The sequence below is a fragment of the Marinobacter sp. AC-23 genome, assembly GCF_001858325.1.
Lineage (GTDB): Bacteria > Pseudomonadota > Gammaproteobacteria > Pseudomonadales > Oleiphilaceae > Marinobacter.
The window spans coordinates 35,201-58,857 of sequence record NZ_MBPP01000018.1; the positions used below are offsets into that span (position 1 = coordinate 35,201).

14 protein-coding genes, 1 tRNA gene and 4 pseudogenes are annotated in these 23,657 nt (G+C 55.6%); 12 read left to right on the top strand and 7 right to left on the bottom strand.

The window, feature by feature from the left end:
* The first annotated feature begins 74 nt into the window (after window positions 1-74).
* The 11 genes from fmt (at window position 75) to BCA33_RS07195 (ending at window position 12,382) form a co-directional block, all read left to right on the top strand.
* Complete coding sequence (fmt, locus tag BCA33_RS07145; protein WP_071264571.1) at window positions 75-1,010, top strand: methionyl-tRNA formyltransferase; 936 nt, start codon at window positions 75-77, stop codon at window positions 1,008-1,010.
* 1 nt (window position 1,011) lies between these two features.
* On the top strand, window positions 1,012-2,313 hold the full coding sequence (gene rsmB / locus BCA33_RS07150; RefSeq protein WP_071264573.1) for a 16S rRNA (cytosine(967)-C(5))-methyltransferase RsmB: 1,302 nt from the start codon (window positions 1,012-1,014) through the stop codon (window positions 2,311-2,313).
* Window positions 2,310-3,686 (top strand): Trk system potassium transporter TrkA, encoded by a 1,377-nt coding sequence (gene trkA, locus BCA33_RS07155; RefSeq protein WP_071264575.1) that lies wholly within the window; start codon window positions 2,310-2,312, stop codon window positions 3,684-3,686. The genes rsmB and trkA overlap by 4 nt, the downstream gene beginning before the upstream one ends.
* A 176-nt stretch (window positions 3,687-3,862) precedes the next feature.
* On the top strand, window positions 3,863-4,870 hold the full coding sequence (glyQ, locus tag BCA33_RS07160; RefSeq protein ID WP_175469725.1) for a glycine--tRNA ligase subunit alpha: 1,008 nt from the start codon (window positions 3,863-3,865) through the stop codon (window positions 4,868-4,870).
* Between the two features lie 2 nt (window positions 4,871-4,872).
* Entirely contained in the window at window positions 4,873-6,954 is a 2,082-nt protein-coding gene (gene glyS / locus BCA33_RS07165; RefSeq protein WP_071264579.1) for a glycine--tRNA ligase subunit beta, read from the top strand.
* Between the two features lie 3 nt (window positions 6,955-6,957).
* A complete protein-coding gene (gene gmhB, locus BCA33_RS07170; protein ID WP_071264581.1) occupies window positions 6,958-7,527 on the top strand; it encodes a D-glycero-beta-D-manno-heptose 1,7-bisphosphate 7-phosphatase in 570 nt (189 codons plus the stop codon).
* Between the two features lie 24 nt (window positions 7,528-7,551).
* Window positions 7,552-7,628 (top strand) — tRNA-Pro (locus BCA33_RS07175).
* 454 nt (window positions 7,629-8,082) lie between these two features.
* The gene (gene dctP, locus BCA33_RS07180) at window positions 8,083-9,186 is read left to right on the top strand and encodes a TRAP transporter substrate-binding protein DctP (protein ID WP_071264583.1); all 1,104 of its coding nucleotides are present in this window, start codon (window positions 8,083-8,085) and stop codon (window positions 9,184-9,186) included.
* Between the two features lie 66 nt (window positions 9,187-9,252).
* Entirely contained in the window at window positions 9,253-9,753 is a 501-nt protein-coding gene (locus tag BCA33_RS07185) for a TRAP transporter small permease subunit (protein WP_071264585.1), read from the top strand.
* Entirely contained in the window at window positions 9,750-11,051 is a 1,302-nt protein-coding gene (locus tag BCA33_RS07190) for a TRAP transporter large permease subunit (protein ID WP_217632631.1), read from the top strand. Before BCA33_RS07185 ends, BCA33_RS07190 begins: the two co-directional genes overlap by 4 nt.
* A gap of 152 nt (window positions 11,052-11,203) precedes the next feature.
* Window positions 11,204-12,382: an iron-containing alcohol dehydrogenase gene (locus tag BCA33_RS07195; protein WP_071264587.1), complete on the top strand. Its 1,179-nt coding sequence runs from the start codon at window positions 11,204-11,206 to the stop codon at window positions 12,380-12,382.
* Between the two features lie 49 nt (window positions 12,383-12,431).
* Here BCA33_RS07195 and BCA33_RS07200 read toward each other — a convergent pair whose 3' ends face one another.
* The 5 genes and pseudogenes from BCA33_RS07200 to BCA33_RS21500 form a co-directional block, all read right to left on the bottom strand.
* Entirely contained in the window at window positions 12,432-13,235 is an 804-nt protein-coding gene (locus tag BCA33_RS07200; protein WP_071264589.1) for an IclR family transcriptional regulator, read from the bottom strand.
* A gap of 531 nt (window positions 13,236-13,766) precedes the next feature.
* Entirely contained in the window at window positions 13,767-14,885 is a 1,119-nt protein-coding gene (locus BCA33_RS07205) for an ABC transporter permease (RefSeq protein ID WP_071264613.1), read from the bottom strand.
* Between the two features lie 2 nt (window positions 14,886-14,887).
* Window positions 14,888-17,618 (bottom strand): annotated as a pseudogene (rbbA, locus tag BCA33_RS07210) (ribosome-associated ATPase/putative transporter RbbA).
* A gap of 19 nt (window positions 17,619-17,637) precedes the next feature.
* Window positions 17,638-18,635, bottom strand: a pseudogene (locus BCA33_RS07215) (HlyD family secretion protein).
* A 124-nt stretch (window positions 18,636-18,759) separates the two neighbouring features.
* Window positions 18,760-18,918 (bottom strand): annotated as a pseudogene (locus BCA33_RS21500) (phospholipase D family protein); the annotation flags it as partial.
* 193 nt (window positions 18,919-19,111) lie between these two features.
* Between BCA33_RS21500 and BCA33_RS07225 the strand changes: the two are divergent.
* Window positions 19,112-19,483, top strand: a complete 372-nt coding sequence (locus tag BCA33_RS07225; RefSeq protein ID WP_071264593.1) for a VOC family protein — start codon at window positions 19,112-19,114, stop codon at window positions 19,481-19,483.
* Between the two features lie 28 nt (window positions 19,484-19,511).
* On the opposite strand, the pseudogene BCA33_RS07230 reads toward BCA33_RS07225, so the two are convergent.
* Both BCA33_RS07230 and BCA33_RS07235 read right to left on the bottom strand, forming a co-directional pair.
* Window positions 19,512-21,774 (bottom strand): annotated as a pseudogene (locus tag BCA33_RS07230) (helicase C-terminal domain-containing protein).
* Window positions 21,771-23,465 carry a VRR-NUC domain-containing protein gene (locus BCA33_RS07235; RefSeq protein ID WP_071264595.1) on the bottom strand — a complete coding sequence of 565 codons (1,695 nt, stop codon included), beginning with the start codon at window positions 23,463-23,465 and terminating at the stop codon, window positions 21,771-21,773. The pseudogene BCA33_RS07230 and the gene BCA33_RS07235 overlap by 4 nt, the downstream one beginning before the upstream one ends.
* Window positions 23,466-23,657 lie beyond the last annotated feature (192 nt).

Here is a 23,657-nt window from a genome sequence, read left to right on the forward strand (position 1 = left end):
AGAATCCTGTAAGAAGCACCGGACCGGGCCTTGGCCCGGTCTTTTCGTATTCAACGGAACAGAGACCCAACACCGTGCGACTCGTTTTTGCTGGCACTCCGGATTTTGCAGCGACGGCTCTCAAAGCCCTGCTGAGCACCCATCACACCATCGTGGGCGTGTATTCCCAGCCAGACCGGCCTGCAGGCCGTGGTCGCAAACTCCAGCCTAGCCCGGTGAAGCAGGTTGCTCTGGATAACGCCATCCCCGTGTTCCAGCCAGAAAGCCTGAAAACTCCGGAAGCGCAGCAAGAGCTGGCAGATCTGCAGCCTGATATCATGATCGTTGCGGCTTACGGACTAATTCTGCCTGAAGCGGTATTGAAGATCCCCACCCATGGCTGCCTGAACATTCACGCGTCTTTGCTGCCCCGCTGGCGTGGTGCCGCGCCTATCCATCGCGCCATTGCCGCCGGTGATAAAGACACCGGCATTACCATCATGCAAATGGATAAAGGCCTGGACACAGGCGCCATGTTGCTGAAAACCCAAACTGCGATTGAGCCGGCCGATACTGGCGGCAGCCTGCACGATCGCCTGGCCGATATGGGCGGCACTGCCATCATTGACGCATTGAGCCTGCTGGAGAAGGACGAGCTCATGGGTGAAGTTCAGAATGACGAACAAGCCTGCTACGCCCACAAGCTCTCCAAGGAAGAAGGCCACATCGATTGGTCCCAGAGTGCATCGGCCATCGAGCGACTGGTTCGGGCGTTCAATCCTTGGCCCGGCACCTACACAGATCTGGAGCAGCAACGCCTGCGGATACACGAGGCCACAGCTACCACAGAGCATAGCCAGAAGCCTGCCGGCACTGTGCTGCGCCGTGAGCGGGAGGGTATTGATATTGCCTGCGGCACCGGCACATTGCGCGTCACCCGCGTGCAGTTGCCAGGCTCCCGTGCCCAAAGCGTGAATGACCTGATTAACGGCGGTAAACAGTTGCTGTTGCCCGGACAGGAGCTGCACTGACATGAGCGACCACAACCTGCCCATGCGCGCCGTTGCCGCCAGTGTTTTGTTAGCCGTAGAAAACGGCGAGTCGCTTTCACAGTGCCTGCCGCCAGCCCTGCAGTACCTTGCCCCCAACGAGCGCCCGGCGCTTCAGGCGCTTTGTTACGGCACCTGCCGCTGGTTTCACCGCCTCGACACTGAACTGATCAGCCGCCTGAAAAAGCCCCTGAAGAATCCCGACCGCATTGTTCACCACCTGATGCTGGTCGCACTCTTCCAGCTACGCTTCAGCCAGCAGGCGACCTACGCCATTCTGAACGAATCCGTAGAGGCTTGCCGCGCCCTCGACAAGCCCCACCTCACCGGGCTGGTGAATGGTATTTTGCGGGCCGCCGAACGCGAAGGTGCCCCGGAGCCCGCAAACGACTCCAGCCGTTTCAGCCATCCCGTATGGATGGTGGAAAAGCTTCGCCACAACTGGCCCGACAGCTGGCAGGCCATTCTCGAAGCAAATAACGCCCAAGCCCCCATGACACTCCGGGTAAACGCCCGGCGCTTCAGCCGCGATGAATATCTGGCCGTACTAACCGAAGCAGGTATTGAGGCAACCGCCACCGCCTTCGCCCCATACGGAATCCAGCTCAGCCGCCCCGTGCAGGTTGACCAGTTGCCCTGGTTTGCTGAGGGGGCTGTCAGCGTTCAGGACGAGGCCGCCCAGCTGTGCACCACACTATTGGACTTGGCGCCGGGCCAGCGAGTTCTGGACGCCTGCGCGGCACCCGGCGGAAAAACCTGCGCCATCCTGGAAAGCCAGGTAGATTTGGCAGAGGTGGTTGCCATCGACGAATCCGCTGCGCGCTTGCCACGGGTTCAGGAAAACCTTGATCGGTTGGATTTACACGCCGAACTGATACAGGCAGACGCCGCTGACATCGAGAGTTGGTGGGACAGCCAGCCCTTTGATCGTATTCTTCTGGATGTGCCCTGCAGCGCCAGCGGCGTTATTCGGCGCCACCCTGATATCAAACTGCTACGCCGTGAAACTGATGTTGTGCCGCTGGCAGGCATACAGCTCGGGCTTCTGGAAGCCATGTGGTCGGTGCTAAAGCCCGGCGGGCGTTTGGTCTATGCCACCTGTTCCGTGTTCCCCCAGGAAAACCACCGTATAATCCAACGGTTTCTCAAGCAGCAAAACGGCGCCACGCTTATGGCGCCAGACGTTCAATGGGGGTTCGATATGAGTGCAGGGCGACAGCTTCTTCCCAGCACGGTCAGCCATGACGGCTTTTTTTATGCCGTGCTGGAGAAACCTGAATCATGAAAATCCTGATCCTCGGCGCTGGCCAAGTAGGTGGCACACTGGCGGAGAACCTGGCCAGCGAAGCCAACGATATAACTGTTATCGATACAGACGCCGTGCGGCTACGCGAGCTGCAGGATCGCCTCGATATTCGTACGGTACAAGGTAACGCGTCTTATCCGTCGGTGCTGACGAAAGCCGACGCAGATGATGCTCACATGTTGATCGCCGTTACCAACAGCGACGAAACCAACATGGTGGCCTGCCAGATTGCCAAGATCCTGTTCAACACACCCACCAAAATAAGCCGGGTACGGGCCAGTGATTACCTCGCCAGCAGCAAAAAGCTGTTTGGCGAAGGCGGCTTCCCGATTGATGTCATGATCAGCCCGGAGCAGCTGGTTACCCGGCACATCACACGCTTGATTGAATACCCGGGCGCATTGCAGATACTGGAATTCTCCAAAGGTCTGGCCCGGCTGGTAGCCATTCGTGCCACCGAAGGTGGGCCTCTGGTAGGCCGTGAATTGTCTTATCTGCGCACCCATATGCCCAAGATAGATACCCGTGTTGCTGCCATCTTCCGCAAAGACCGGGCCATCATGCCCCGGGGCGATACGGTGCTTGAAGACGGCGACGAGGTGTTTTTCATTGCCGGTGCCAACCACATTCGCTCGGTTATGAGCGAACTGCAGCCGCTGGTAAAAAACTACAAGCGTATTTTTATCTGCGGCGGCGGCAACATTGGCCAGCGTTTAGCCCACACCCTGGAAACCCGCTACCAGGTGAAACTGCTGGAGCGTAACCACGAACGCTGCGTGCTGCTCTCCGAAAACTTGCGTAAAACGGTTGTACTGGAAGGCAACGCGGCGGACAAAGACATTTTGCTGGAAGAGAACATCGAGAACACCGATGTGTTCTGCGCCGTTACCAACGACGACGAAGCCAATATTATGGCGTCGTTACTGGCCAAACGCCTGGGCGCCCGAAAGGTGTTTACACTGATCAACAACCCGGACTACGTAGATCTGATTCAGGGCGGCGAGATTGATGTGGCCATCTCGCCCCAGCAAATCACGATCGGCAGCCTGCTCACTCACGTGCGCAGAGGTGACGTAGTAAACGTTTACTCACTGCGCAGAGGCGCTGCTGAGGCCATCGAAGCAATTGCCCATGGGGATCACAAGTCCTCCAAAGTGGTTGGCAAGCGGCTGGATGAGATCAATCTGCCCCAGGGTGCGACTATTGGTGCCATCGTGCGCCATAACGAAGTGCTGATCGCCCATGATCACCTGCGGGTGCAGCCGGACGACCACGTAATCCTGTTCCTGGTAGACAAATCCCGGATACGGGAGGTCGAAAAACTTTTCGCCGTGGGGCTGACGTTCTTCTAGTTCAAAATCAAGAGTATGAACTCCACTTAGAAATACCGCTTTGGCGCGCGTATAATGCGCCTTTTTTCCGAATGACCCTCTTGCGGGTGAGTTGAAGATTGACGCAAAGAGTGGCTACACACAGACCGAATCAGCAGGCAAACGTTGTGACAGAGAAGGCGACAGACAAGGCAACGATCAGCACCACTCCGGACATCAAGACCTTTCAGGGCTTGATTCTGGCGCTGCAGAATTTCTGGGCGCAGCAAGGCTGCGTGGTACTTCAGCCCCTGGATATGGAAGTGGGCGCCGGTACCTTTCACCCGGCTACCTTCCTGCGGGCCATAGGGCCAGAAACCTGGAATGCGGCTTATGTGCAGCCGAGCCGCCGCCCCACTGATGGTCGCTACGGTGAAAACCCCAACCGCCTGCAACACTACTATCAGTTCCAGGTGGTGCTCAAACCTTCACCTGACAACATTCAGGAACTCTACCTCGACTCGCTGAAAGCTCTGGGGCTTGATCCGCTGGTTCACGATATCCGTTTTGTGGAAGACAACTGGGAATCCCCCACACTGGGTGCTTGGGGCCTGGGCTGGGAAATCTGGCTGAACGGCATGGAAGTCACGCAATTTACCTACTTTCAGCAGGTAGGCGGCCTTGAGTGCTACCCGGTAACCGGCGAGCTCACATACGGCCTGGAACGCATCGCCATGTACCTGCAGGGCGTTGATAGTGTGTACGACCTGGTCTGGACCGAAGGCCCAGATGGCGCGGTCACTTATGGCGACGTGTTCCACCAGCAAGAAGTGGAAATGTCCACTTATAACTTTGAGCACGCAGATGTGCCGTTTCTGTTCCAGAGTTTTGATGTTTATGAGCGCGAAAGCGCCCGACTGATCGAAGCCGGCCTGGCCTTGCCCGCCTATGAACAAGTTCTGAAGGCCTCTCATACCTTCAACCTGCTGGATGCCCGCCAGGCCATCTCAGTCACTGAGCGCCAGCGCTTCATCCTGCGCGTGCGCACTCTGGCCCGGGCCGTGGCCCAGGCGTACTTCGACAGCCGCCGCAAGCTCGGCTTCCCGCTAGCGCCACAAGCCATACGCCAGGAAGTACTGGCCATCGCCGAGGCCGCCAATAACAAGGCCAACGGCAAGAAAGGCAAAAAAGCGAAGCAGGCACATCAGGAACAGGGAAACGCATAATCATGGCTAAGCAGGATTTTCTGGTCGAACTGGGCGTCGAAGAACTGCCCTCGAAAGCACTCAAGCCGCTGTCTGATGCGTTCACTCAAGGCATTACCAAGGGCCTGGAAGACGCGGGCATCACATTCGGCAAGGTAGAAGCCTTTGCCGCGCCGCGACGGCTGGCCGTTCGTATACGTGATCTGGCCGACGCCCAGCCAGACAAGTCCGTTGAGAAACGCGGCCCGGCAATCAAGGCGGCTTTTGATGATTCCGGTAACCCAACCCGAGCGCTCACAGGTTTCGCTACATCTCTGGGCGTAACGCCAGACCAGTTAGACACACTGGAAACCGATAAAGGTGCCTGGCTGGTCTATCGCACCGTAGAACAGGGCAAGCCAACCGTAGATCTGATGTCCGGCCTGGTTGAGCAATCGCTGGCGGCGCTGCCCATTCCCAAGCGTATGCGCTGGGGCACCCACCGCACAGAGTTTGTCCGGCCTGTTCATTGGCTGCTTATGCTGTACGGCAACAAGATTATTGATGCGCCCATCATGGGCCTTACGGCGGGCAACAAAACCAGGGGCCACCGCTTCCATTGCCCGAAAGCGCTGATCATTCCAACGCCGGCAGATTACGAAGTGGTTCTTGAGCAGGAAGGCTATGTCATTGCCGACTTCGCTAAGCGTCGTGAGCAGATCCGCGCTGGCGTCAGCGCCCTTGCTGAAGCTGAGGCAGGTGGCAAAGCCGTAATCAATGAAGACCTTCTGGATGAAGTAACCGGCCTGAATGAATGGCCGGTGCCGTTGATGGGCCGGTTTGACAAGCGGTTTCTGGACGTCCCCGCGGAAGCTCTGATTTCCTCGATGGAGGAGCACCAGAAATACTTTCACGTGGTAAGTGCCGAGGGCACCATGCTGCCGCTGTTTATTACTGTGGCCAACATTGAGAGCAAAGACCCCTCGCAAGTTGTATCCGGTAACGAAAAGGTGATTCGGCCGCGCCTCGCAGACGCTGCCTTCTTCTACGAAAACGACCGGAAAATCCGGTTGGAAGACCGTGTGGAACGGCTCAAGCCGATTGTGTTTCAGGAAAAGCTCGGCAGTGTTTACGACAAAGCCGTTCGCGTAGCTGCTCTGGCCAAGAAAATCGCCTCCGCAATTGGCAGTGACCCGGCCCTGGCTGAGCGCGCAGCCATGCTGGCAAAAACCGACCTGGTGACTGAGATGGTGCTGGAATTCAGCGACCTTCAGGGCATCATGGGCCAGTACTACGCTACCGATGACGGCGAACCAGCCGATGTAGCCAAGGCGATGAACGAGCAGTACATGCCGCGCTTTGCCAAAGACAGCCTGCCCACCACGCTCACAAGTTGTGCGCTCGCCATCGCAGATCGCCTGGATTCACTGGTAGGGCTGTTCGGTATTGGCCAGCCACCTTCCGGTACCCGCGACCCTTTCGCCTTGCGCCGTGCCTCTCTGGGCGTGCTACGCATCATCATTGAACGGGAGCTGCCGCTGGATCTGCAGACCTGCTGTGAATGGGCAGAAGAAAACTTCACCGGCCTGACCGAGGAACATACCGCCTCCAGCGTTGTTGATTATATGCTCGACCGGTTCCGTGCTTACTACGATGAACGCGGCATTGGTGCTGAGGTGTATCTGGCCGTGCACGCCCGTCGCCCGACCCGCCCGCTGGACTTCGACCGCCGAGTAAAAGCCGTAGAAGCCTTCCGTCAATTGCCGGAAGCTCTGGCTCTGGCCGGCGCCAACAAGCGCGTTTCCAATATTCTGTCCAAACAGGGTGGGGAAAGCGTTGGCGAAACCGTCAACAACAACTTGCTGCAAGATGCCGCCGAGAAAACGTTGGCAGCACACGTAGACCAGCAAGCCCAGAAGGTGCTCCCGCTGTTTGAGCAAGGCGACTACGCCAGCGCGCTGCAATCACTGGCAAGCCTGCAAGAACCGGTAGACACCTTCTTCAGCGAAGTCATGGTTATGGCAGAAGACAAGGCCGTGCGGGACAACCGTCTTGCGCTGCTAAATCGACTCCATAACCTGTTTTTGCGTGTCGCAGACATTGCTCTGCTGCCTGCCGCTGGCTGACCGATGCTGATCATCCTCGACCGGGACGGGGTCATCAACGAATACGATGGCAACTACATCTGCTCTGTGGATGATTGGCACCCTATTCCCGGCAGTATCGAGGCGATGGCGCGGCTATGCAAAGCCGGCCATCGCATTGCCATCGCCACCAACCAGTCGGGCATCGCCCGGGGCTTTTACGGCACAGACGTGTTGGACCGCATGCACGACAAGCTGCAACGATTGTTGACTGCCCAAGGCGGGAGTATCAGTTTTATCGCCTACTGTCCGCACCATCCGGATGACGGCTGCGATTGCCGCAAGCCACTCACAGGCCTATTAGAACAGATCCGTAATCACCTTCATCTGACCACCCTAAAAGGTGCCATCATGGTGGGTGACAGCCGCAAGGATCTGGAAGCCGGCTTCGCCGCCAGCTGCCAGCCCGTGCTGGTACGTACCGGCAACGGCAAGGACACGGAACACCACCTGAAAACCCGCCCAATTCCCGGCGCCAATGTAGCAATATACGACAACCTCGGTGTATTTTCGGATGCCTTTTTACTAGGCTCCGGGCTGGAAAAACCCTCGTAGATCTGTATACAATCGACGATTGATCGGCGTGTGGCGCAGCTTGGTAGCGCACTTCGTTCGGGACGAAGGGGTCGCAGGTTCGAATCCTGCCACGCCGACCATGATTTCAACGACTTAGGGCGCATCTTCGGATGGGTCCTTTTTCGTTTCTGGATTCGGGCTCTAACCGGTGGCTGAACGTTAACCTGTACAGCATTGGAAGGAATCCCATTAGTTGACATGCTGGTATGCTTGATCAACAATGATTATTCGAATAATAAAGGTACAGTTCGTATCAATATAAGTGAATTTTTCGATTTGCAACAACGCCAAAGCGTAGCTAATTGCTACGAATACTAACAAAAGTGAGGCTGTGCAGATGACTTACCCCAAGCCAAGCAACAACAAAGTCGTTTCAACCGTTAAACCCTCGCATTAAAACTTCATTAATGGTAAGCATGACAAGGCCGTAAACTCACTGCCCAAAGCTTCTTTCGAAGCTTACGTCAACTGCGAACCTTGATTTCCCGATGATCAAAAACAACAATTTCACACGCCAATACTAGGGAATATTACATGAACAAAAAATTCCAATTTGCCATCACCGGTCTAGCTGCTGGTATCGCTCTTGCCTCCTTTTCCGCTACTGCTTTGGCCAAAGAAAAGTGGACCATGACCACCACCTGGCCTGAAAATTTGGCGTTGATCGAAATCGATCGCCATTGGGTTGAGCTCGCCAACAAACTGGTTGGTGACGAGTTAGAAATCAACTTCCGCGCCGGCGGCACCTTGATGCCCGGTACCGAAGTGTTTGATGCCACCGAAACCGGCAGCATTGAAGCTGCAGGGGACTGGCCCGGTTACTGGGCAGGTCGCAGTTCGGCGTTCTCGCCGTTAGCCACGACCACCAGTTTGTTCAACGGCGTGGATTACCTGAACTGGATTCAACAATGGGGCGGTTTCGAGCTCTATCAAGAAGTCTACGGCAAGTACAACATGGTCTACTTACCGTACGGGATCACCAATAATGAGTCTGGTTTCATGGGTCGCACCCCCATCAAAAACCTGGCTGACCTCGACGGCAAGCGCGTCCGCCTTTCCGGACGTGACCAAGGACGCGTTCTAGAGGAACTCGGCGGCTCACAGGTCACCATCGCCGGCGGTGAAATATATCAGGCCATTGAGCGCGGCGTGATCGACGCCGGTGAGTTTTCGACGCCAGGGGTTGACTACCAGGCCGGATTTGCTGAAGTGGCCAAATACTGGGCCACGCCCGGCTGGCACCAGTCTGCCAGCGTATTTGGTGTGATGATCAACAAGGATGCCTGGGACGAACTTTCCAAAGAGACCCAAGAGAAGCTGAAGATCGCTGCTGACGCCAACCTGGCTTGGTCACTTTCCTGGTCCGAGCGCGGTTCGACAGACGGCGCCGTTAAGTTCGAGGAAGCCGGTGTCGAAATCAGCCAGTTCTCCGATTCAGACCTAGCCCGCATTCAAGACATCACCAATGAAGTGATCGTTCGCGGAGCCTGCGAGGATAAGATGCATGCCAAGGTTTATCATTCCATGATCAGCTACATGGAGAACTACGCTAACTGGCGTGATATTAGCGCACCGTTCAACATGAGCCGCACCATCGACAACCTGCCCTCCCTGGCAAAAATAGAAAAGTGCCTGTAAGACGCTCACCGCTGCCTCGATGCCTCGCATCGAGGCAGCTTTTCGTATTGATTGCGGGGTTTCTCTATGAATGCAATTGCTAAGGCAATCGATACGCTCAATGACGTTTTCGGCCGAATCATTGCGCCACTGATTGCTATTATCACGATAATCGTTCTTTACGATATTGCTTTGCGCTTCTTCATCGACCGCCCCAGCGACTGGGCGTTCGACATCACCAAAATGCTGTTCGGCGCCCATTTTATGCTGATGGCAGCTTACGGGCTACGCCACCATGTTCACGTCGAAGTCGACGTGATCAAACGGTTACTCTCACTCAGGAAGCAGGCGATACTCGACGTTATCGGCTACCTGATCTTCTTCACGCCCTTTATGTGGATGCTGTTAAGCCTCGGCTGGAGTTTCTTTATGCGTTCGTTCAGCCGCGGCGAAACCACCTATGGCATGATGTCGATTCCAGTTTATCCAGTTAAAGGCGTCATCTTCATTGCGGCGGTATTGATCCTGCTGCAGGGTATCGCGATCTTCATCCGCGCGGTTCAGCAACTGCGGGAGGAGCGGACATGAATTTAAGTCCGGAAATGCTCACCTTGGTGATGTTCGCCGGGTTAATAGTCGGCCTGTTCATGGGCCACCCCCTGGCGTTTGTACTGGGTGGCGTCGCGGTTATAGGTGCCCTTGTAGGGCCTGGTCTGAACGTGATGGGCACCCTGATCAACAACATCTATGGCAATGCCATGGATAACTACGTGCTCGTGGCGATCCCGTTATTTGTATTGATGGCGCGGTTTCTGAACGACTCGGGTGTCACCGAGAAAATGTTCGATGCCATGCGCCTGCTACTGGCCAACTTGCGTGGCGGCTTGGCGCTGACAGTGGTTATAGTCTCAGTGTTGCTGGCTGCAACCACTGGCATCGTGGGCGCCTCAATTGCCGTGATGGGCATGATCGCCCTTGTGCCGATGCTCAAGTATGGCTACAACAAGGAGCTGAGCGCCGGGGTAATCATGGCCAGCGGTTGTCTGGGCATCCTGATTCCACCCAGTATTATGCTGATCCTGATGGCCAGCTACTCGCCGGTCTCGGTAGGGGCCCTGTTTGCAGGGGCCTTGGTGCCGGGGTTGATACTTGGGGTGATGTACGCGCTTTACGTTCTGATCATCTGCTACATCAAGCCCGCGTACGGCCCGAAGGTGCCTCCGGAAGAGCGCGCCCAGACCAGCACCGGCGAACTTCTCATTATGTTGTTCAAGTACGTTCTTCCGCCCATGGCATTGATTCTTGGGGTATTGGGGGCATTGTTCACCGGTTTGGCCACGGCTACGGAAGCCTCAGCCATCGGGGTGTTCATTGCCTTTTTGCTATTCTTGATTTTCGGGGATCGCAAACTCAAGACCTGCTACAACACCCTGATCGATGCCAGCAAGACCACCACCATGGTGATGCTGGTGCTGGTAGGCGCCACAGCCTTCACCGGGGTTTTCTCCCGCGGTGGCGGCATGAGCGTAATCAGCGATCTGGTATTAGCCATGCCCGGCGGCACCACGGGGGCGTTGATCCTGATGCTCTTCCTCGTGTTCATTCTGGGTATGTTCCTCGACTGGACTGGCATTGTGCTGCTCAGTTTCCCGATCATGTTGCCCATCGTCGAAGCCATGGAAGTGGATATGCTGTGGTTCGTGGTGATGGTCGCCGTGGTTCTGCAAACCTCGTTCCTGACGCCGCCGTTCGGCTATGCCCTGTTTTACCTGAAGGGCGTGGCGCCGCCGGGAGTGGAAATCGTTGATCTGTACAAAGCGGTGATTCCGTTCGTAGCCTTGATCATCCTGGCATGCGCGCTGTTAACAATCTTCCTTGGTTGGTGACAGGCTTGCCAGCCATCCTCTTGGGTTGATCTCCTTTCCCTGGGCTGCCCCATTCGGGTTGATGACCACAACGCCCGCTACTTTTCAGTAGCGGGCGTTGTGGTTCAAGGGTTTTGCCAACAACAAATAATAATTATCAAGGATAAATTAGCATGTCTATAGGCGTCGCTTTACCTCGAATTATGGAAATTGGTGCGGGAGCCATCAACCATTTACCCAGCATCGTGCAGTCCTTAGGTGGCAGCAGACCACTCATTATTACCGACAAAATAATGGTACAACTGGGTTATATTCAGCAAATCCAGACCCTATTATCAGAAGAAGGTCTGGAGGCAGATGTGTTTGACGGCACAGAGCCTGAACCCACTGCAGCATCAATTGAAGCGGGCCTTGCCTGCATGTTGGATAAAAAATACGATGTAATTATTGCCTTAGGCGGTGGCAGCCCAATAGACAGCGCAAAAGCCATCGCGATCTTGGGCAAACATGGTGGAAACATTCGTGATTACAAATTTCCCCGCCAAGTTAATGAAATCGGTATTCCACTTATTGCGATTCCGACAACAGCGGGCACAGGCTCCGAAGTCACTCGCTTTACCATCATTACCGATGAAAAAAACGATGAGAAAATGCTGTGTGCCGGCATTGGCTTTATGCCACTTGCCGCTATTGTTGATGTAAATTTAACCTTAAGCTTGCCACCGCGCACCACAGCGGATACCGGTATTGATGCATTAACCCATGCCATTGAGGCCTACGTCAGTCAAAAAGCCAGTCCATTCAGTGACAGCCAGGCTTTATCGGCAATGCGCTTAATCGGCCCGCACTTAAAGCGTGCCTATACTAACGGTAACGACATTGAAGCCCGGGAAGCCATGATGCTGGGATCAACCTTGGCGGGCGTTGCTTTCTCAACTGCCTCCGTGGCCTTAGTGCATGGCATGAGTCGTCCGATCGGGGCTTTCTTCCATGTACCGCATGGTCTATCCAATGCCATGTTGCTACCCAGTGTTACGGCATTTTCGATCCCATCTGCGCCTGAACGCTATGCCGATTGCGCTCGAGCTATTGGCGTCGCTACCACCGAAGATAGCCGCGAGCAGGCCAATCAAAAATTACTGGACGCACTAGAAACCTTTAACCGCGAACTAAAAGTTCCGACATTGGCAGAGTTTGGTGCAGACAAAACGCGTTTTGACAGTCTGGTCGAAACCATGGCCAAACAAGCCTTGGCATCCGGCTCACCGAGCAATAATCCACGCGTCCCAAGCATTGAGCAAATGATCGCTATTTATCAACAACTGTGGGGCAATTCTCAATGCCAACCCTAAACTAGGGTAAGCGTAATAGAACAACGGCCCATGTGTATGGACCCTTGTTCTATTGAGGATCTAACGATGTCGCTTCTTTTAGCATGAGGCCCAGTTCGTTTGCAGCAGCTTGAAGTTTTGGCACAAAAACTTGCAACTCCGCTAATGACTTTCGAATAGTCGGTGCATGGGTAAATAAACTGGCAAAGTAATGTCCTTCTGGGTTTAGAATCGGCACTGAAAGTGCAACTATCCCAGCAATGAATTCCTCGTTATCCAAACCAACACCCGTTTTTGCAATCTGCTCTAAACTCGCTTCTAACTGTTGCTTATCCACCAAGGTATTATTCGTCAGAGGCTGTAACGGCATATTACTAATTAATCGCTTACGCTGGGCTTTAGGTAGTGAACTCAAATAGAGCTTTCCACTGGAAGTGCACCACACAGGTACATTGTCACCAACTTGCAAGTAAAGTTGTAGCGGCCAATTACTTTGTACGCGGTCGGTGTACACCATCTCCAGGTTAATCGGGATAGCAATACCGCAGGTTTCGCCTACCTCCGCCGCTAAACGTTGTAAAACAGATAACCGTAAGCTCTCTAGTGAGTCATTGGTTAATACACCTACGGCTGTTTTCACCAGCCTTGTGCCGGGAATAATCAAACCACGCCAATCCGTTTGCACAAAACCATCAGCTTCTAACTGTTGCAACAATCGATGAATACTGGGTTTTGGGATATCTAAAGTGAATGCCAAGTCTGCGGGCGAAAGTGGGCGCTCGCTGACAGACACCAGTTCAACAATTTCTAAAACCCGATTGATTGAGGAACCTTTGTTTCGTTTAGCAGGATCATTGATTGGGCTTAACTTCATCTGAGTTACCATAAAATGTCGTGAATCTTGGATTCAAAGAATAAGTGCAGCACTTTGGATCGGCAGGGAGAGGTAGGGGGGCGTTGCCGGTACCCTCATTCGCTTTACCTACCAAAGTGAAGAGATCCATGGGATACCAACAACTGACCTAGGCCCAACGATACCAGATTTCGGCCTTCTTGCGAGTAGGCCGGAGTCAACGAGCAATGACGCAAAGACAACCCTGAGCTGATCAGTAGTGACAACAGTGCGGAGGCGTTACTGAGGAGCGTTTATTGAAATAGGAGCCTGGCCAGCGCTCCAGTACCGGGACTACCTGCAACAACAATTCGCTGAACCTAACCCCGTGGTGGGGCGATTTTCTGATCAGTGGCAGCGTTGATGTCATTGTTCAGGACATGCGCGTTCAACTTGGCAAACCATTTTTTTGAATATTGTGACAAATCCGAATTTGGCAATATACGGTGTAGCGCTAACAGCTCATCATTTTTTTGTTCTTGTGGCGCACAGGACTCTGCTGCATCCTGCCATCTAAACTGCCAAATGCCGTCGGAACAGCGCCAGTGCAGCACTGAAGAACACCACGCCTATGCCCACCAGCGCCAGCATCTGAGGCCATACCACGTCCAGCCCTGCGCCGCGGTATAAAATGGCCTGGGCCATACTGACGAAGTGGGTGGTGGGCGCCGCCAGCATAATGTTCTGCACCAGGTCAGGCATGCTTTCCCGCGGAGTGATGCCGCCTGAGAGCAGCTGCAGGGGAATGATGGTGAGTATCAGCAACAGGCCGAACTGGGGCATGGTGCGGGCCACAGTGCCGATCAGGATACCGATGGCGGTGGTGGAAAACAGATGAATCAGCGCGCCGAAGAAAAACAGCAGCAACGAGCCCTGTATCGGCACCGCAAGTACTTTCTGGATAATCACCATCACCGAAAAAATCGCGGCCAGCATCACAATAAGCCCGTTGGCCCACACTTTTGCAGCCATAATTTCAAAGGGCCGGATGGGCATTACCATGAGATGTTCCACCGTGCCGTGTTCGCGCTCGCGAATCAACGCAGCACCAGACAGAATAATGCTAATCATAGTGATCATAGTGATCAGCTCCATCACCCCACCAAACCAGGTGCCTTCCAGGTTAGGGTTGAAGCTCGCATGAACCACCAGATTGATCGGCAAGGCGGCGCTGGCGCTATCGCTACGTAAGAATTCGGCAACCTCCATGGTGACCATTTGCTCAATGTAACGCGAGCCGATAAAGGCCTGGGTCATTCGTGTGGCGTCGATATTCAGCTGAATGCTGGTTACACGGCCGGTGCGCATATCGCGCTCAAAGCCCTCTGGAATAACCAGTGCGAAGGTGTGGCTGCCGCTGTCCAGCACGGTATCTATCTGGCCAAAGCTGATGTGGTCAGGCTCCAGGAACCAGGGCTGCTGCAATGAAGCGATAATATGGCCAGAAAGCGCGGTCTGGTCTTCATCCACCACTGCCACGGGAGTGTTGTTCAGCTCCATGGAACCTGCAGAACCAGCGGTATAGACCATCAGGGTAAATGCCAGTACGACAAACACCAGCAGCACCTTATCGCTCCAGATGCTGCGCAGTTCTTTCATTCCCAGATTCCAGATATTGACGATTGATTCCATCATCAGCGCCCCTGTTTACGAAGTAGGAACACAGACATCAGCGTAAGCACCGGAATAAACGCCGCCAGGATCAGGAAAGAGTGCTGCAGATCAGCAAACGTCAGCCCCTTGGTAAACACGCCACGGCTGATCTGCAGAAACCAGGTGGCCGGCCAGAACTGGCCGATAACCGCACCGGCACCCTCCAGTGACGACACAGGCTCTGTCATGCCGGAGAACTGAATGGTGGGCAGTATGGTGACGATGGCCGTGGCTGCCAGCGCGGCAACCTGAGTAGAGGCAAAGGCCGAGATTACCTGGCCCAGACCGGTTGTGGCCGTCACAAAAAGCAGAGCCCCCAGGGTCAGGGTCAGCACGCCTCCTTTGACGGGCACATCAAACAGGAAGATCGCCAGCAGCACCAGGCTGACATAGCTCAACATGCTGAATCCGATGTAAGGCAGCTGTTTGCCCAGCAGGAACTCCAGCCGGTTCACCGGTGTTACATACAAATTGGTGATCGATCCCAGCTCTTTCTCGCGCACAATACCCAGCGCCATCAGGATAGCCGGAATGAACACCAGCAAAATCGGGATAACCGCCGGTACCATGGCGTCGAGGCTCCGGAAGTCTTGGTTGTAGCGGTAGCGGGATTCGATGGTTACCAGGCTCAGGCTGGTACGACGCCATAGGTACGAAGCGCCAGGTCTTTCAGATAACTGAAGTGCAGCCCCTGAATGTATCCCTGAATGGTCTCGCCACGAAACGGCATGGCGCCATCCACCCACACCGCGATATCCGTGGGCCGGCCGCGTTTGAGATCCTTGCCGAAACCGGGCGGTATGGCCAGCACCAGACTGAGCTCGCCAGACTGCATCCGCTGTTCCAGTTCTTCCACGTTGGACACCGCGGGTTGCTCCACAAAATACCGGGAGCCGGACACAGCGGTTATGTAGTCACGGCTTTGGGGAGTCTGGTCCTGATCCAGAACCGCAAACCGCAGATCTTCCACATCCAGAGTAATGCCGTAGCCCAGAATCATCATCAGCAAGGCTGAGCCAATAAAAGCAAACGACATGCGGATAGGGTCGCGCAACAGCTCTCGGGTTTCACGGCGGGCGTAAGCCAGCAACCTTTGCCAGCTGAAACGTCGGTGGCGAGGCTGAGAAGCGCTGTCGGAGCCCAGAACCATACCGTCGCCCTGGCTTGTGGACGGATCGACGGCGGCCTCGAGCGTTTGCATGAAGGCACCTTCCAGGTTCTCTGCCCCGGCCTGCTGAATCAGCGCAGCAGGGGTATCGCAGGCCAGCACTTCACCGGCGTGCATCAGAGAAATCCGGTCGCAGCGTTCGCCCTCATTCATAAAGTGTGTGGAAATAAAGATGGTCACGCCGTCTTCGCGGGACAATCGCAGCAGCAGGCGCCAGAAATTGTTGCGGGCACCTGGATCCACCCCTGAAGTAGGTTCGTCGAGAATCAACAGTTCCGGCGAGTGCACCACCGCCACCGCCAATGACAACCGCTGGCGCACACCCAGCGGCAGATCGCCGGCAAGCTGATCCATCACTTCGGCTAAACTGAACTCTTCGACCAACTCGTCGATCCTGGGCTGGATACGTTCCGGCGCAAGATGGAACAACTTGGCGTGCAGCACCAGATTCTGACGCACCGTCAGCTCGCCGTAGAGCGAGAACGACTGGGACATATAACCCACACGCTGGCGAGTGCTCAGATCACGGGAATCCAGAGGCGCACCAAACAGGAAAACCTCACCCTCGGAAGGAGTTAGCAGACCCGTCAGCATTTTCATGGTGGTGGTTTTGCCACAACCGTTGGAACCCAGAAAACCGAAAATCTCGCCCTTGGGGATGGTGAAGCTGACGTCTTTCACGGCCGTAAAATCGCCGAAGCGCAGGGTGAGATTGTGGGCTTCTATGGCCGGGACATCATCGGCTGAATCCACAGCCGGCGCTGCGGTTTTCGGGTCTGTGCCGGTGATTTCCTGGCGGTCGTCCGGCAACAGGGCAATAAAGGCCTCGTCGAGGGTTTCTGTGCCGGTTTTCTGCTTCAGCTCCAGTGGCGAGCCGGTGTCCAGTATGGCGGCGCCGTCCATTGCAACCAGCCAGTCGAAGCGCTCGGCCTCTTCCATATAAGCGGTTGCCACCAGTACGCTCATAGTGGGTTGCTGAGCGCGGATAGAGTCGATCAGGTCCCAGAATTGTTTACGCGCAAGCGGATCTACGCCGGTGGTGGGCTCGTCCAGAATCAACAACTCCGGGTTGTGGATCAGTGCGCAACAAAGGCCCAGCTTCTGTTTCATACCGCCGGAGAGCTTGCCGGCGGGCCGGTCGCGGAACTCCAGCAGGCCAGTAGCCGACAGCAGTCGGTCAATTTGGCCGGCGCGGGTTTTTCCACGCAGACCAAACAAGTCGGCAAAAAAGCCGATATTCTCATCGATCGTCAGGGTGTGGTACAGGTTGCCGCCAAGGCCCTGAGGCATATAGGCAATACGCGGCGCGGCCTTGCTGCGAAAGCGCGAATCGGCCATGTCGCCACCCAGTACCTGTAAACTGCCCTGTTGCAACTGGCGGGCGCCGGCTACCAGCCCCATCAAGGTAGACTTGCCCACGCCGTCGGTCCAATCAGGCCCACCATGCAGCCAGCGGGAAGATCCAGGCTGACGTTTTGCAGGGCGGTACGGCTGCCGTAGTAGTGGCTTATTGATTCCAGCCGGGCAACCGGTTTTGTAGGCATCGCGTCGGCGTTAGGCTTATCAACCATTGGGCAGATTCACTTGCAGATGCTCCGGCCAGGGCTGGCTTTCATCCACGCGCACATAGGCATCGCCCGGCACGCCGGTTTTAACCCGGTCACGGTAAGCTTTAAGCAGCTCCGCATTAATGCGGACGCGCACCCGGAACATCAGCTTCTCGCGTTCGCTACGGGTTTCTACCGCCTTGGGTGTGAACTGGGCCTCGGCCGCCACAAAGCTCACCCGGGCAGGCACCACGTAATCAGGCAGAGCATCCAGAATAATCCGGCTTCGGAGCCAACCCGCACCTTGCCAGCCTGGGCGGTGGGCAGAAAAATGGTGAGGTACACGTCAGTAACATCGATGACCGTTGCGACCTTGCCTCCGGCCGCCAACACTTCACCCGGCTCGGCCAGACGGTAAAGCACACGCCCGCCAATCGGACTGATAAGGTGGCTGTCGTCAATGGTGGTTTGGACCTTACGAATGCTGGCTCTTGCAGCTTCAATTCCGGCACGGGCAGAGGCTACCTGAGCCTTTGATGCCTGCAGCGCAGCTTCAGCGGTTTCTGCAGTGGTGCGGGCACGGTCAAGCTGCTCGCGGGAAACATGGCCTTTGTCTACTAAGGATTCCATTCGGCCTAGTTCGGACCGGGCCAGCCGGAGTTCGCTTTCACGCTGAACGACCACTGCTTCGGCCAGGTTCTGCGCTTGTAGTGCCTGATTCAGGTTGGCCTGAGCCGCTGCCATAGTTGCCTGCAGTTCGTCGGTATCCATTTCAGCCACCGCACTGCCGGCGTCAATCAGGTCGCCCTCAGCCACAAAAAAGCTCTGCAACCGGCCTGGAATACGGGTCGCGATGTCTACCTGAGTAGCCTCTATGCGACCATTGCCGGAGGCAATATGTTCTGGAAGCCTGTCACTATCCGGCAAAAATTGCCACGCGACTGTGGCAATCGCTGCGATAACAACAAGAGTAATCAGAAGCTTCTGGGGAACTTTGGAGTTTGAACCGGACATTGTTCTTCCCTGGTGCAGACGTGAGTTATTGCAGATGAAATTAGGTTGCTACCAGTATAACAACAGATTTTAGTGTTGCACTGACGCGCGTCAAGAGCGCACGCAATAGTTTCGACAACTCAACCAAGAGCGGTTTCCGGTATTTCGCGTAACCCGCATGTATCATAGCCACATCGTTGGCCTCCAGAGAGTTGGTCAGTACTCGCACCTGAACACCTCTGCGCTCCAGATCGCGGAATATTTCCACACCGGTTTTGGTAGGTATAAAGTAGGGCGACACCAGTAGCGATCGAAGTCATCAGAAAGCTCATGTACAACCGGGCCAATGCCAGCTCGGAAGTGAGTCACTCCTTAAGATAGGTCAGTGTGGCATTGCATGGCGCTCTCAGGCTTCAACTGTGAAAAACAACGCATTATGCTGGCGTGCTATGCTCAAAGTCTTGCATCCATACGTTACAAAACCTGGAGAACAGAACATGATCGGATACGTGACCATCGGTGTCAGTGATATGGAAAAAGCCAAGAAGTTCTACACAGACCTTCTCGGCGACATGGGCGCAAAACTCCTGCTGGATATAGGCCGCATTGCGTTCATTGGGGAAAGCATGAAATCCCCTATGTTGGCCGTTTGTACGCCGTTCGACGGTACGCCAAACGATCCCGGCAACGGCAATATGCTGGCATTGCAGCCAGGCTCGAAAGAAGCCGTTGATACCTATCACAAGAAAGCCATTGAGTTGGGGGCGACCTGTGATGGCGAACCGGGGCAGCGCATTCCAGACCAGTTTTACGGCGCTTACGTGAAAGATCCGGACGGCAACAAGCTGGCGTTTTTCCACTTCGGTTGATACGCCCAGCCTGAAACCTGAGGCCGCTCTATTCTGCGGTCTCAGTCTTGAACCACCACCCCGGCAACAACCCTCGAATCTGCGGCTGTAAAAAGCGGTCGTCAATCAGCCAGATCACCCCTTGATCCTCTGGTGTGCGAATCACCCGACCAGCAGCCTGGGCAATTTTCTGCAAGCCCGGAATCAGATAGGTGTAGTCATAACCGGCGCCAAAGCGCTTGTGCAGGCGATGTTTCAGGATCTCGTGCCAGGCATCAAACGGCGGCAAGCCCAGGGTGGCGACAAAGGCACCAATTAGCTGCTCGCCCGGTAGATCAATGCCCTCACTGAACACGCCCCCCAGAACCGCAAACGCCACACTGCCGGATTCTTCGCGGAACCCAGCCAGAAACTCTCTTCGTTGTTGTGGACTCATCCCGGAATGCTGCACGCGCTGGGGCACATCCGGGGCTTGGCTTTCCAATGCAGCACTCGCCTCATTCAAATACTTAAAGCTACTGAAAAACGCTAAATAGTGCCCTCTGCGCTCTCGATACTGCTGCGCAATCAGCTCAGCGATGGGCTGTACTGACGCCTCGCGATGGGCTTGGCGGGTACTGATCTTGGGTGTGAAGTTCACCTGCAATTGTTCGGCACTGAACGGGCTGGGCAACGAAGTGAACCGGCTGTCCTCCGGCAACCCCAGCAGATCCCGGTAATACACGCCGGGGCTGAGGGTGGCAGAAAATAACAATACCGAGGCTGCTGCCTGAAAGCGGTCGCGCAGAAAATCCGCCGGCACCAGATTCTGAATGCTCAGGCTGGCGCGGCCGCGGCCTGCGCGACGAAATTCGCACAGGGAATGGTCGCCAAATGAATCCGCCAGCTTCATAAAGGCCACGGATTCAAACAGCACTTCCTGCAGTTCCAGATCCGGCGGATTGTCTGCCAGAAAATCCGTAAGCCAGATACAAGCCCTTGCAGGCTGCTGATCAGTGCGCCAGGCAGATTGTCCAGAAACACCGGAGCGGTGCCGGCTTCAGAGTGATCACCGATAACACCCTGCCAGGCACGGGCCGTACGATCCAAGTGAGGCCTCAGGCTTTGGGGGCAGTTTTCTTCACTTTCAGCAGCCGCTGTTGGTCCAGCTGCACCGAATACATGCCCCGGCCGCGATCCACCAGATTGTGGGCTTCGTCTATCAGAACGCCGGTTTTCCAGTTGTTCTGTCGGGTAAGCCCGTGGAGCAGGGCCGCCTGATCAAACATTCGATTCACATCGCCGATTACCAAATCGCACCAGCGCGCCATCTCTTGGGCCAGAAAGTATGGGCAGATGTTGTGGCCGACAGCGATCGTTGCCAATACGTCTTGCGTAAGTGTTGTACCCGCCTGAGCCGCTTCAGCTCGAGCATCTGGCAGGCGATCGAAGAAGCCTTTGGCAAGCGGGCAGGAATCCCCGTGGCAGGCTTTGTCCGGGTGCTCGCAGGCGTCGGCCTTGGCCACCAGTTCCAGCGTACGCAAGGGCCATATCTGTGGCGCATCCTGCGCGGCCCGTAGGCGCTCCACGGCGTCCACCGCCAACTGCCTGGCAGTATTGCGGCAGGTGAGGTAAGCCAGCTTGTCGTGTGCTGCAGCGGGCATGGCCATCAACGCAGGGAACAGAGTGCCCAGAGTTTTGCCCAGGCCAGTGGGCGCTTCCAACAGCAGGCTGCCGCCTTTTACCGTATTTTTATAAACCGTTTCGGCGAGTTGTCGCTGGCGGGGGCGAAACTGGGCAAACGGAAAGCGCAGCCCAGCGAGGCGAATATCACGCTGTTCCCGGTGGTGCGCTTCCTGCTCCGCCCAAAGCCGGTAGCGCTCACATAAAGTTTCCAGCTCTTGCCACAGTTCATCGGCGCGGGCAGTTTCGGTCACAGGCGTTTCCCGGTTTTTTCCCATATCGAAATACACCAACGCCAGCTTGAGGGTTTTTCGATTTTCCTGGCGGCAGAGTAGGGCGCCGTAGGCCCGTAACTGGGCCCGGTGCAACGCACGTTGATGAGGCCGGATACGGGACAAATCCCCACGGTGTGTTTTGATTTCTTCCAGCAAGCCGGAATGCGGGTTATACACATCGGCTCGACCGTACAGCTCTAACCCCAAGCACTTACCGGTAAGTGAATACTCGCTTTTGTAGCCGTATCCACGTTTGGATTGAATGACTTGATGGCCAGCGATACCCTCTTCTGCACTGGGGGCCGGGGTGTAACGAAAGTCTAAATCGCCTTCCCGGGCGGCGAATTCGCAGAGCGTTCTGACCGCAACTTTCACAGTGTGGCTCCGCTGTTTTGCCAACGCACATAGCACACGCTGGCGGCAATGCCTTGGCGGGCAAAGGCGTGCAACCAGCGGATTTGATGATCCTGCAGTCGATCGCCGGGGCCTTTCACTTCGATCATTTCGTAACGAGGCTTATTTTCCGCGATCTCCGGGTAAAACCTTATAAGATCCGGGAAGCCACTTCTATGTTCTCGAATATTCAGCAGAAGACGCTCAAACAGAACCTGAAGATCTGCAACAGGTATGCAATCCAGCGCCAGAACCAGCAGCTCTTCGTTTAGCGCGGGCCAAGTCACGAAGGGGTTGGTAATGCCTTGTTTGGCAGCGTAAGTATCCAGAATTCTGCGGCGATAGCTGCCATCGTGCAACGCCGCAAAACATTGGCGGAACTCGGCTTGCCGGCGTGCTACAAAATCGTCCCGCACCAGATCCGCCGGCCCGGTATGGAACGGGTGAAAGAAGGCTCCGGGTATGGCTTTGAAAATGGTGTGCCAACACAACAATCCAAACAAGCTGTTAATAAGGGTGTTTTCCACAAAGAACACGGGAGCCTCGGCACTCCACAGGTGATCTCGAACTATCGCTTCAACCGAGCCGCCGGTTTGCGGCAAGGTCAGGGTGAACTCACGGATTTCCGGGCTCTGCGGCGCTGGCGGAACTGGCTTGCCCACCTTTTTTGCCAGCCGCTTCAGAATACGCGCCAGGCCTTGCGCTTCGGCGTCGCTCAACTCGTGGTTTTGCCAGTGCGCAGCAATAGCCCAGGCGTCTTCAAAGCGCTTCATTCGTTCCAGCAACCGCAGCTGTTTTAATCGCGCCTCCCGGTGGCCGCTGCCGGCCAACGCCTGCAACGCCAGTTCCCGTTCGCCCTGACGCTCCGCCTGCCGCCCCAACTCAAGCAGCAGTCGATCACGGCGGCTGGTCAGCCAGGGGCTATCAGTGATCATCGGAACCTCAGCCCAAACCTCGGCAGCTGGCACTCCGGCATCTAAATTCTCCCGGCACTGATGCATGGCCAGGTAGGTATCCACTTCGCTACGTTGAGAAAAGGCCCGTGCCTCGGGGGTAAACTCCACCTCTTCATAGCGATGGTGCCCCAGCTCCACCAGTACGAAATCCGACCAGCTTTGGCGCAGGTTGCCAAAGAACATAAGGCGGATGCGATCGAACAGCGCCATGTGGCTGACCCGCACCGCCGGCGCTATGGTTTCATCAAACCAGTCCGTCAGCGAGCGGGCATCGGTGAACGTGTCCCGCAAAGTCTCACGCATTTGGCTTTTGGGCAGGCTTTTGGAAAACCCTGCCTGAGTCAGCGCCAAGGCAAAGGCCGGGCGCAACTCCGCCAGGGTGAACAGTCGAAAAAGCTCATCCAACGTCAACAGCGGATCGGCATCCAGCCAGCCACTGGCAGCCAGCTCATCCAGCGCTTGCGCTTCCGGGCTCCCCAGTTCCGGGTAATTTAGCTTGTTAGCGCGAAACAGATCTCCACTGCGCATCACCATTCGTGTCAACAACGCACGCGCTGGGCGAGGTAACTCAAAGAAATTGTGCAGGCGGGTACGCTCTGGTTCCAACAACAGATCCGCGTGGTGATTTGCCACCCAAGCCACCACCGTTTCCATGTTTTCCAGGTAGTACAGGGGGTTTTCAAGATCCGCTGCGGCGGGCCGGGGGTGCATGCTCATAAATACAAAGGCAGACCTTGCTGCTGAGGATAAATCAGGCCACAACTTTACGATGGCCTGCGGTGCAGCTCAAATAGTGATAGCAACCCAAGCTCTTTATACGCCGGACCTGCCAGAACGACACAACCTGTCGCGGCGTTCCGTCATACTGTAGAGCATCTGCGGTCTGATTCTGCCATCAGTTGCGTTACT

Bases quoted from the DNA above. Each gene is read 5' to 3' on its own strand.
- BCA33_RS07200 (WP_071264589.1), bottom strand. From the start codon at position 13,235: ATGAAGTTAAGCCCAATCAATGATCCTGCTAAACGAAACAAAGGTTCC.
- BCA33_RS07235 (WP_071264595.1), bottom strand. From the start codon at position 23,465: ATGAGCATGCACCCCCGGCCCGCCGCAGCGGATCTTGAAAACCCCCTG.
- BCA33_RS07205 (WP_071264613.1), bottom strand. From the start codon at position 14,885: ATGGAATCAATCGTCAATATCTGGAATCTGGGAATGAAAGAACTGCGC.
- BCA33_RS07195 (WP_071264587.1), top strand. From the start codon at position 11,204: ATGTCTATAGGCGTCGCTTTACCTCGAATTATGGAAATTGGTGCGGGA.
- gmhB (WP_071264581.1), top strand. From the start codon at position 6,958: ATGCTGATCATCCTCGACCGGGACGGGGTCATCAACGAATACGATGGC.
- BCA33_RS07225 (WP_071264593.1), top strand. From the start codon at position 19,112: ATGATCGGATACGTGACCATCGGTGTCAGTGATATGGAAAAAGCCAAG.
- glyS (WP_071264579.1), top strand. From the start codon at position 4,873: ATGGCTAAGCAGGATTTTCTGGTCGAACTGGGCGTCGAAGAACTGCCC.
- trkA (WP_071264575.1), top strand. From the start codon at position 2,310: ATGAAAATCCTGATCCTCGGCGCTGGCCAAGTAGGTGGCACACTGGCG.
- rsmB (WP_071264573.1), top strand. From the start codon at position 1,012: ATGAGCGACCACAACCTGCCCATGCGCGCCGTTGCCGCCAGTGTTTTG.
- BCA33_RS07190 (WP_217632631.1), top strand. From the start codon at position 9,750: ATGAATTTAAGTCCGGAAATGCTCACCTTGGTGATGTTCGCCGGGTTA.
- BCA33_RS07185 (WP_071264585.1), top strand. From the start codon at position 9,253: ATGAATGCAATTGCTAAGGCAATCGATACGCTCAATGACGTTTTCGGC.
- dctP (WP_071264583.1), top strand. From the start codon at position 8,083: ATGAACAAAAAATTCCAATTTGCCATCACCGGTCTAGCTGCTGGTATC.